8 protein-coding genes are annotated in these 11,062 nt (G+C 45.8%); 5 read left to right on the plus strand and 3 right to left on the minus strand.

Annotation, left to right across the window (positions count from 1 at the left end; all coding sequences use genetic code 11):
• The 4 genes from HRU21_04995 to ureG all read left to right on the plus strand — a co-directional run.
• Positions 1-462 (plus strand): amidohydrolase family protein (locus HRU21_04995; GenBank protein ID NRA41650.1); only part of this gene is annotated, 462 nt, incomplete at its 5' end.
• Between the two features lie 13 nt (positions 463-475).
• Entirely contained in the window at positions 476-949 is a 474-nt protein-coding gene (ureE, locus tag HRU21_05000) for an urease accessory protein UreE (protein NRA41651.1), read from the plus strand.
• Complete coding sequence (locus tag HRU21_05005; protein NRA41652.1) at positions 949-1,734, plus strand: urease accessory protein UreF; 786 nt, start codon at positions 949-951, stop codon at positions 1,732-1,734. Before ureE ends, HRU21_05005 begins: the two co-directional genes overlap by 1 nt.
• A gap of 52 nt (positions 1,735-1,786) precedes the next feature.
• A complete protein-coding gene (ureG, locus tag HRU21_05010; protein NRA41653.1) occupies positions 1,787-2,431 on the plus strand; it encodes an urease accessory protein UreG in 645 nt (214 codons plus the stop codon).
• Between the two features lie 29 nt (positions 2,432-2,460).
• Here the strand turns inward: ureG and HRU21_05015 are convergent, their stop codons facing one another.
• Both HRU21_05015 and HRU21_05020 read right to left on the minus strand, forming a co-directional pair.
• The gene (locus HRU21_05015) at positions 2,461-3,363 is read right to left on the minus strand and encodes a response regulator (protein ID NRA41654.1); all 903 of its coding nucleotides are present in this window, start codon (positions 3,361-3,363) and stop codon (positions 2,461-2,463) included.
• A gap of 17 nt (positions 3,364-3,380) precedes the next feature.
• Positions 3,381-6,803 (minus strand): response regulator, encoded by a 3,423-nt coding sequence (locus HRU21_05020; protein NRA41655.1) that lies wholly within the window; start codon positions 6,801-6,803, stop codon positions 3,381-3,383.
• A 562-nt stretch (positions 6,804-7,365) separates the two neighbouring features.
• Here HRU21_05020 and HRU21_05025 point away from each other — a divergent pair.
• A complete protein-coding gene (locus HRU21_05025; protein ID NRA41656.1) occupies positions 7,366-9,780 on the plus strand; it encodes an EAL domain-containing protein in 2,415 nt (804 codons plus the stop codon).
• A gap of 10 nt (positions 9,781-9,790) precedes the next feature.
• Here the strand turns inward: HRU21_05025 and HRU21_05030 are convergent.
• Positions 9,791-11,062, minus strand: a 1,272-nt coding sequence (locus HRU21_05030) for a cupin domain-containing protein (GenBank protein NRA41657.1), incomplete at its 5' end; no start/stop codon positions are given.

Below are 11,062 nucleotides of genomic sequence, written 5' to 3' on the forward strand. Positions count from 1 at the left end.
CACGGTGTTGCGCATGAGGTTGGCTCTATTGAGGAAGGTAAGCTGGCCGATCTTGTGCTATGGAAGCCCGCTTTTTTTGGCATTAAGCCATCACTGATTATCAAAGGAGGGTTCATTGCAGCGGCGCCAATGGGCGATGCTAATGCTTCGATTCCAACGCCGCAGCCGGTGCATTATCGGCCGATGTTCGGTGCCCTTGGTAAGGCGGCAAGTCAAACCAGCGTTAGCTTTGTTTGTCAGGCTGCCTTGGATAATCAGATTGCTGAACAGTACGGCCTTTCGCGGCAGCTGCTGGCCTGTAAAAACACCCGCAGCGTTAGTAAGCAAGATATGATTCACAATGCCTGGATGCCTGAGATTACGGTTGACCCGCAAACCTATGAAGTCAAAGCGGATGGTGAATTACTAAGCTGTGAGCCTGCAACCGAATTGCCGCTTAGCCAGTTGTACAGTTTATTTTAGCGAGTGCCTGCCGATGTATGAGGTCTATCAGCGAATTGCATTAAATAAGCCCGTTGCCATCGATGAGACGGTGAAACTTGATCATAGCTTGCGTGAAAAAGGCCGTTTTAAAGCCGTCACAGATTCCGGGCAAGAGCTGCGCGTATTTTTACAGCGCGGACAAACCTTACAAATAGGTGAAATTTTAAAAACGCACTGCGGTAAATATGTGCGAGTTGAGGGTGCATTAGAGTCTTGCTGTGTTGCCAGCTGCGATAATTGGCTGCAGTTTGCTAAGGCCTGTTACCACCTCGGCAATCGGCATGTGAAAGTAGAAATTCGTCAGCGTGAGTTGATTTTTATTGATGACCATGTGTTGGCGGATATGCTGCGATTATTAGGCTTGCAGCTGCGCCAGCAGTCCATGGTGTTTTGTCCGGAATCGGGTGCATATGCACATCAGCCCCATGGCCAGCATAGCAGTTCACATCACGAGCATCAGCACTGATGTCGGCAGCTGATATACATATAGACCATCAGGCCTTACTGCGTTTAATGCAGCTTAGCAGTGCAACGCTGCCAGTTGGGGCATATGCTTTCTCGCAGGGCTTAGAGTCGGCGATTGAGTACAAGTATATTGATGATCAAGCCAGTTGCTATGAGTGGCTGCGATTCCATTTGCGTTATGGCATGGGGCAAACAGATCTGCCAATGCTGCTACGTATGTTGCATTATCATCAAAGCTGCGATGCGCAAGGCCTGTTGCAAGCGAACGCTGAGCTTATTGCGATGCGAGAAACCAAAGAATTACAGTTAGCTGACAGTGCAACCGGTATGGCACTGGCTAAATTGCTGATTGCATTGGGGCTTGAGATAACCCCTTTCAGCCTTAGCCAAGTGTCTCCAGCATCGACACGCGCAAGCATGGGTCAAGCTGAGCCTTCGACTGATAAAGTTGCAACGCTTACGCGTACACCGAACAATCATTTAGTGCAGATTAGCTTTGTTAGTATGTTTGCGGCGGCGGCTTCAGCATGGCAGATAGACAGTTATTCTGCCTGCTATGGTTTGCTGTGGTCGTGGTTAGAAAATCAAGTGGCGGCTGCGACTAAGCTAGTGCCCTTGGGCCAGGTGAGTGCTCAACAACTGTTGTCGCAGTTAATACCTGAATTGAGTCAGATTGTAGCCTATGCGTTAAGTGTATCACCAACACAGATAGGCACGAGTTTGCCAGGTTTGGCGCTATTAAGCTGTCGTCATGAACATCAATACTCTCGGCTGTTTCGTTCATAATTTTGGCAGTCGTTGATGATTAAGTCTTGAGTTAGAGAAAAGGGAGTCATTTATGAAGCAACATCAAACCTTACGTGTTGGCGTTGGTGGCCCGGTGGGATCAGGTAAAACCGCGTTACTTAAAGCATTGTGTACCGCGCTGCGAGACCGTTTTAATATTGCGGTGGTGACGAATGATATTTATACCAAAGAGGATCAGAAGTTTCTCACTGAACATGAAGCACTTGCAGCCGATAGAATTATCGGCGTAGAGACGGGTGGCTGCCCGCATACCGCAATTCGAGAAGATGCTTCTATGAATTTGGCCGCTATTGATGAGCTTTGTGCCCGACATGGTGATGTAGATGTGGTTTTTGTTGAAAGTGGTGGCGATAATCTTAGCGCCACCTTCAGCCCTGAGCTTTCCGATCTAACGCTTTATGTAATTGATGTTTCGGCTGGCGATAAAATACCCCGCAAAGGTGGGCCGGGGATTACAAAGTCAGATTTGCTGATTATCAATAAAACCGATTTGGCGCCTATTGTTGGTGCTTCGCTTGCCGTCATGGATAGGGATGCAAAAAAAATGCGCGGCGATAGTCCGTTTGTATTTTCCAATCTTAAGCAGCAGGAAGGTTTGGCCGAGATTATTGATTTTATTATTAGCGCCGGCATGCTGAGCGAAAACCAGTCTAGTGCAGATGGTGGCGCGGTTTAGATTTGTAATGAGCGGTTTGTCCAGCGCTTTTAATCAACTGCAATCAGGCGAATCGCAATAGCTGCTGCTGAGGTGCGATTATCGACCTCAAGCTTTTTAAAAATTTGCTCAAGATGTTTGTTGATTGTGCGCGGGCTGGTATCTAATATTTGACCAATTTCGCGATTTGTTTTGCCGTTAGCAATCCAATACAGTACGTCGGATTCACGCTCAGTGATCGGCAGCTGCTGTTTGAGCTTTTCGGCACCGCTGGGCGCCTTGCCATTGATCAGCTTCAGTAAAATTTCTTGTCCACTTGCATGCTCGATGATGCGAATGCTCAGAGGGTGCACAATATTATTCAGCTTTAAGCTTTGTCCAACAGCTGGTTTAGTGGCCAGCCAACGCATAATTTGTTGACTCAGCTGACGCTGAATCCAGTCGGTATTAATATTGGCCTCATTAAACAAAGCTTTTGCTTGCGGGGTTGCCCAAGTTAAGCTTCCTTGTTGGTTAACGGTAAATAAATGTTGACCAGTAATGTCTAATGCCGATTGCGCTTTGGCGCTGATTTCAGCATTGGCTAAGTGTACGCGCATTCTCGCGACTAGTTCGTCGGGGGCTATGGGTTTGGTTAAATAGTCTACCCCGCCAGCTTCAAGGCCTTTGATAATGCTCTCGGTATCCGCTAAACCAGTCATAAAAATAATTGGAATATCCATGAGCAAGGGGTTGGCTTTCATCATTTTACACGTTTCAAAGCCATCTAGCTGCGGCATAATCGCATCGAGTAAGATAATATCGGGGCGCATTTTTTCGGCAATATTGATCGCCTGCTTACCTTCCAGTGCGATCAAGACAGAGAAACCTACTTGCTCGAGCGCATCGTTGATCAGCGACAATGACTCGGATGAGTCGTCAACTGCTAATACTACCGTGTCTTGCGTATCCATAAGCATGCTCGAAAAGATTATTTTAGTATCGCGACAATATCATTAAATTGCATATTTTTCGCTAGCTCTAACAGCTGTGTATATAGTTCGGGTGGAAAGTTTTGATCATGTTCTAAAGAACGCAGCTTTTTACGAAATCCTTTGGCGTAGCCAAGTTCTGCATATGAAATTAACTCGTCAATCGCGTGATGCTTAGGTATGTCGATCACAGCTGTGGCGGCTGCGGTATGTTTGGCCAATAAGCGATTATCCAGCGCATGCATACTTGGTATTGCCGTGCTTTGATCATTACCAGAGGTGGCAGCTTGGCTAAGCCAGTCTAGCTGTAATAATTGACCGATAGTTTCTTGCAGTGCCTGTAAGCGAATTGGCTTCACCAGGTATGCATCGTGTGCATGTTCACTGCTGTTGGAGACGTGTTTTTCATCGGCATCGGCCGATACCATAATGATCGGGGCCTGAATTGATTGAGCGCGCAGATAATTGGCTAATTCTATGCCTTGCATCCCCGGTAATGACATGTCTAGCAAAAACAAATCTACTGACATGAGTTGATCATCAGCTAGGCAGCCCTCGGCACTGCGAGCCTCAAGCAGTGTAAAACCTAATGGGCTGAGTAAATCAATCATTAGACTACGATGCGTTGGTTCATCATCTACCACCATGATAGTTTTACTGGGGCCCTGGTAGCCAATAATATGTCGTTCTTGACTGGGCTCGCTCACCGGCTTCAATACTCTCGGCAGCATTAACATGACTTTGAAGATAGAGCCTTGGCCAGGCTTACTCTCAACACTGACATCGCCACCCATAATATCACATAACAGTTTTACTATAGTTAAACCAAGTCCAGTACCTGTAGCTACTGCAAGCTGTGATTTTCGTAAGCGTTCGAACGGTTGAAAAATTCGGCTCAGCTCGTCTTGTTGCATACCGATGCCGCTGTCTTCAATAATAAATTCGGCAACCTGATTACGATAGTTAACGCGAAATATAACATGGCCCTGCTCGGTGAATTTTACCGCGTTAGAGAGAAGGTTGATGAGGATTTGCCGCAAACGTTTTTCATCAACATTGACATATTTAGGCAAAGTCTCACTACAGTGGTAAATAAAGTCTATCTGGCGGGTAGCGCACTGCAGGCGAAACATTGAAACCAGTTGATTCAATAATGTGTGAAGATCGACTTGGCCATTGAAAATTTCAAGCCTGCCTGCTTCAATCCGTGAAATATCGAGTAAGCCCTCGATTAAATCTGCTAAATATTCACCGCTGCGCTGTATGATCGCAACCGACTCTTGGCGCTCTTCTGGCAGGCGGGTGTCGCGGCCGAGAATTTGCGCATAGCCAAGGATAGACTGTAGCGGTGTTCGAAGTTCATGGCTGATCCCAGTCAGGTATCGACTTTTTGCACTATTGGCGGCATCTGCCAGCTGCATCGACTGTTGCAGCGCTAAATCTGTGGCCTTATGTGCTTCAATTTCGGTTATTAGTAATTGTGTCTGCCGGTTAGATTCTTCTTGAGCGACCAGGCGACTTTGCTTGGTAAGCAATACAAGCCAAGCCAGAATGCCAAAAATGATCATCAGAATGAAGTACAGCGTGACCAGCAAGCTTTTTAGCGTTTCGGCAAATTCAGGCTGCTGAACCAGCATGTGCTTATAGACTAGGGCTAATAGTGCAGCCGTAAGCCCTGCCAACAGCGCAAATAAAAAGCTGAAGTAGCCAAATTTTGATTCGGCTAAAAATGACAGCCGTTGAGGCAGGCATTGTTTGACGAAATTCGCGGTTTGTTCTGAGAAGCGTGCCTGCGGCTTACAGCTGTCAAGGCAGCGTGCATCTAAGGAGCAGCATAGTGAGCAAATTGGGCCTTGGTAGGCCGGGCAAAAGCTCATATCTTCTTGTTCAAATACATTTTCGCAAATCGTGCAAGCGGAGTGCGATTGATTCTGATCAAGCGACGGCTGTCGGGCTATATAGTATTTGCCACCCGTTAACAGGGCTATGCCTGGTACCGCGATATAAGTTATTGCAAGACTGATATAGTGCGCTAGCGCCTGTGCCTCAAGGCCAAACTTACCTAGGTAGCATAAGATACCGATAATTGACGATAGCAGCATAGAACCTACGCCCACTGGATTGATATCATATAAATGAGCGCGCTTAAACTCGACATAGCTTGGGCTTAAACCTACATTTTTATTGATTAACAAGTCAGCTGAGAGCGAGCCCAGCCAGCTTACCGCGATAATTGCAAACATACCTAACACATTTTCTAAAGCACGATAGATACCAAGCTCCATCAGCAGCAAGGCTATGCTGACATTAAATACTAACCAAACAACTCGACCTGGATGACTGTGCGTGAGACGTGAGAAAAAGTTTGACCAAGCTATAGAGCCGGCATAGGCATTAGTCACGTTGATTTTCATCTGCGCGATAATCACCATTACACCGGCTAAGGCCAGGGATAGCATTGGTGATTGCGTCATATAGTCGAACGCTAGTTGATACATATGTGTTGGATCTGCGGCCAGTGCTATCGTTTGGCCCTGGCCAAATGCAAGCCATGCTAAGAATGAGCCAAACAGCATTTTAATAATACCTGGTAGAATCCAGCCGGGGCCGGCAAAGAGCAGTGATAACCACCATTTGCTCGCTTTGATGGTTTGCTTTTCCGGTAAAAAACGAAGGTAGTCTACTTGTTCACCAATCTGCGCCACCATTGCAAACAATACTGCCGACGCGGCACCAAATAACAGTAGGTTGAAATCTGTGCTGCTGCCACCCTGGCCAACGGCAGTATTTTGCGCACCGGCAAACAGCAGCCATTGGTTTAATTTACCACTCTCGACATACAGCACAGCGGCAATGGCTAAAATTTGCAATGTTAGCCAGATGGGTTGCGTGCCTATTTGGAATCGCGATATCCAGCTTATACCGTGTGTGACAATAGGGATTACTGCAAGCGCACAAATGACATAGCCAATCGCTAGTGGAATGCCAAACAAGGCTTTTAACGCCATGGCTAAAATTGCAGCCTCAATCGCAAAAAAGATAAAGGTGAACGAAGCATAAATCAGTGAGGTTATGGTTGAGCCTAAATATCCAAAGCCCGCTCCGCGCGTCAGCAAGTCAATATCTAAACCATGTTTAGCTGCATAATAGCAAATGGGGGTGCCAGTTAGGATAATGACCAAACTTACCGTCAATATCGCATAGATGGCGTTAGCAACCCCATAATTGAGCGTGATTGCGCCGCCAATCGCTTCTAAGGCTAAAAACGCAGTGGCACCCAGCGCTGTCGAGGCAACCATCGAGGCACTCCAGCGTCGTGCACTTTTAGCGGTGAAACGCAGTGCATAATCTTCCAGAGTTTGGTTGTTGACCCACTGGTTATACTGACGCCGTACTTTAAAAATTTGCTGCGATGCGCGCATAAAACAACTATAAAAACTACATGGTATTAAGAGCAAATTTCATGTTAGCAGAGCTTGCTGTGAATGCATATGGGGTAAATGACGTAGATAATTTGATGCACATTAACTGACTTTGCTGCGTAAAGATTAGTAGTTAAGTTATCTCTAAAGCATTTGATCGCTGCTAGCTTGATTGGATATCGTTGTTTGTGTCTTGCTCGCAGCTTCTTTGCCATCTTATATGCATGAACATTCGATGGTTTGAGACGAGCAAACGCCACTCAGCGTCAAATATTGCAAGTGTTGATATATGTAATACACTTGTTCAACAAGCTTTGTTACTTATTAAGTAAGCTGTTTGTCTGGCTAATTTTTGTAACACAGCCTAATGAATTTTGACCCGTTGCTTGTCGAGTGTAAAAAGTGTAAAAGATGATCAACAATGTTGGACTGTAACAATCAACGTTACTACTAACACAATATTTTTTAAAGGCTAGCTGCCAAGCTGGCTACGTTGCTTTAGGGCGATAATCTAGCTACCGCGATTTATGGAAGTGTTTATTGTTTAAAGGGAAGTTAATTGATGTTTCTACAGAGTGATTTTTCCTCCTATAAGTCGCTATTAGTGGTGCGCTCACCTTCTAACTGGATTTTTCTTTTCTACCACGCCTATCGTTTTTTATTCGGCTTTTGCCTGATGAGTTTAGCCTTTCAACATAATACAGCCATTTTTGATTTTTCGATTCCGAGTCACTTAATAAGTTTATTAGCTTTTTACTGTACTACCGCAGGGCTGTTCTTTGCTTTATTTGCATTTCAGAAGCCTAACGATCTCGGTATGATTTTTATCGCGTTTTTCTTTATCGTCTCAGATCTGATTTGTTTAGCTTATTTGAGTTATCTTGCTGCACCAGAGCACAGCGTGTTCGCTTCTTTGATGTTTGTACCCTTAGCTTTTGGTGGTGTGTTGGTAGCAGGGCGATTATCCGGTTTTTTACCGGCATTGAGTTTTTTGAGCTTAGCCCTTGTGCAATTCCGGCTATGGATAGAAGACTTTTTACCGAATTATCAAGGTCTTTTAGAGACCGGCATTTTGGGTGCTGAATTTTTCCTGGTCAGTTATTTATTTCAGTTTTATTCGAAAAAATTACTCTACAATGAAAACCGGCTAAGCATGTTAGAAAAATTACGCCAAGCTGAAGCGTATGCGCAGCAGGCGCAGCAGGAGCTAGAGTCATCAAATAAAAAATTGCAAATGCTGCTTAAGTCGGCGGGTGAAGGCGTACTTGGGCTTGATACAAAGGGCAATATAAATTTTGCTAACCCCTATGCTGGCGAATTACTAGCGCTGCCGGCCGATGATTTGCTAGCAATGAATATTCGTGACTTATTGATTAAGGGGATGACGGTCACTGATCAAGTGAGTGATCGACAGTACAATCAATACCGCAAGCTACGCACAGCATTTGCTTTCCCTGAGGCTGAGAGCTATGTACATAATCAGTGGCGCAAAGCAGATGGCGAGTCATTCTTTGTGGAATATTCCTGTGAGTCCCTGAATGAAGGCGATGGTTTTGTGCTGATATTTCAAAATATTACGGCACGCAAGCATGATGAAGACTTGCTGCAGCATATGGCCAACTATGACAGTTTGACTGATGTGCCAAATCGACAGTATTTCTTAAATACCTTAACTCGCACACTACATTTAGCATCACGCTCTAAGCAGCAGCTGGCGGTCTTTTTTATTGATCTTGATCATTTTAAATTCATTAACGATAAACTGGGTCATGCCTGCGGCGATCAATTGTTGATGGTTATTGCTAAACGCATTCATGACAGTATCCGAGCCAGCGACTGTGTTGCGAGGATTGGCGGTGATGAGTTTGCGGTGATGTTGCCTAACCTGCAACATACTGATGATGCAGCCGCCATAGCTAAGACTATTTTAGATAAAATATACGAGCCGATATGCGTAAACGAACATAGCTTCAATGTCACCAGCAGCATTGGTATATCAATGTTTCCTCAAGATTCTGCCGATGCAGATACGCTATTAAAAGATGCCGATACCGCCATGTATGCGGCTAAGCATGCTGGGCGCGGCACCTATCAATTTTTCCAGACAGAGATGCAGACTAAGATTGATGACAGTAAGCGGATTCAAATTCTGCTGCATCAAGCCTTCGAGCAGCATGAATTTTATTTAGCGTTTCAACCGATATTTGATCTACGCAGCCAATCTATTAGCACGCTTGAGGTGCTTATTCGTTGGAAAACCGCGCAAGGCGAGGAAATTCCGCCCGATGTGTTTATACCAATTGCAGAAGAAAACGGAAAAATACGTGATATTGGTATGTGGGTTTTAGAAACTGCCTTGGTGCAGTTAAAAGAGTGGTGTTTACACCTAGATCAGCTTCCTAGACTTGCGCTGAATCTTTCCTCACGACAGCTTAGCAATGCGGATTTTCGCTATAAACTTCGTAAGTTGCTCGATATATATGATATCGCTGCTTCGCAGATTGAATTAGAGCTTACTGAAACCAGTATGATGGAAAATCCAGAGGCCTGTTTGTCCGAAATATACGCCCTGCACGATATGGGTATTCGAGTGTCGATTGACGATTTTGGAACCGGTTATTCGTCGTTGGATTATTTGCGACGACTACCGTTAGATAATTTGAAAATCGATAAATCCTTTACCTTTGGTATTGGTCAGTCGGAAAATGATGAGCAGCTNATCAAGNTAATGGTGAGTATGGCAAAATCGCTAGACCTTGAGGTGATTGCTGAAGGTGTAGAGACCGAACAGCAGCTAGAATTTTTGCGCGAACTAGGTTGTGAAAAAGTACAGGGCTACTTAATTCACAAACCCTCTGCAGCCGAGGAAATACTAAACTTTATGTCTAGCAAGTTGGTAAACGCGAAGGATAGCGATGTGCGCGAGAATCGCAACGAGGATAAGGTTGCCTCTATTCATCAGCTGCCCAAGGGCTAGTAGCAGAGGCTCATCGATCTTCAGTGCTATTGCGGCAAAGTTGCTGAATCAAACGCTGGTGCGCAGGAAACTGTGCGATTAGGGATGAGGTCTGTGCCAGTTCAAAGTCGGCGAAGTCAAAGCCTGGGCTAACCGTGCAGCCAAAAAAGCTAAACTCCCCCAAACTCTTGGCTGCAAACCAGCTGCCATGCGGTACACAATAGAAAGGTGTGAACCCCTCGGCCGGCTGACCAAGTGTGATTTCTGTAAGTGCTTGCTTATTAGGATTGAGGATATATAGCTGTAGCGGTGCGCCGCTGTAATGGTGCCAGCACTCGTCAGATTGAATCCGGTGCCAGGCTGAAAAGTCGCCAGCGGCGAAAGCACCTAATAAGAAATAAATTGCGCTGCATACCGGTCGCGAGTCTGAGCTGTTAAAGCGTGCATCAAGTGTTGTCATATCTTGGCTGGTATAGATACGCTTATAAAATCCACCTTCAGGGTGCGGCTCTAAGTCAAAGCGTGCAATCAGTTCATTAGCGCCTGTGCCTTTGCTGTGAGTATCCATCGCTGTGCTTTGCTGCAGGCTCTGTGTTTCACTTTGCATTTGGTTCAGGTTTTGGTTTGTTTCATGTCCGGGCCAGGCCTTAATCAGCGGCACCATAGCTGCAGCTAGACGCTCCGCGCATAGGCCAATAGCTTGGCTATCAGTACCCAGGTCATTACCCTGTGCATCCAATTGGTTACTGACTGCTCGCAACATCAATGCAGGCACAGCTTGTGCAACAGCGGCACGAAAGAAACCGGCTGCTTCCATTTCTACCGCGAGACAGGACTGCTGCTGAATCAGCTGCATGGCTTCTTTTGGCGCAGGAAAAACGTTAGTAGAGGCTAGGCAGCCACGAGTGATTGCAGCATCGAAATAATGATCTAAATTCTGGCTTGTTGAAGAAACAGATTGATGTGCCTGCAGCCGTTGCTGACGATGTGGGTCATATAGCGCGCTATCAAATGCTGAGCCTTCGACGGCATTACAGAGCAAAGCAGTATCAACATCCAAATATGCATTGGCGATGACTAATTCGCCCACTTTTTGGCCGGCTTGTAAACCGCCGGCGGTGCCCACAAAAAGGATGCCGCTAGGGCAGATATGCTGGATCAGTAGCGCAGTTGTTTCTTGAGCAGCGGCATGACCAATACCGGTATAGGCTATCGCAATAGTCGTTTGTTGGTATCGCGCTTGAAAAAAACGTTTGCCTGCAAACTGTTGCGGTTCGAGTTTTTCGCACTGCTGAACAAATGC

The sequence above is a fragment of the Pseudomonadales bacterium genome (assembly GCA_013215025.1).
Classification (GTDB): domain Bacteria; phylum Pseudomonadota; class Gammaproteobacteria; order Pseudomonadales; family DT-91; genus DT-91.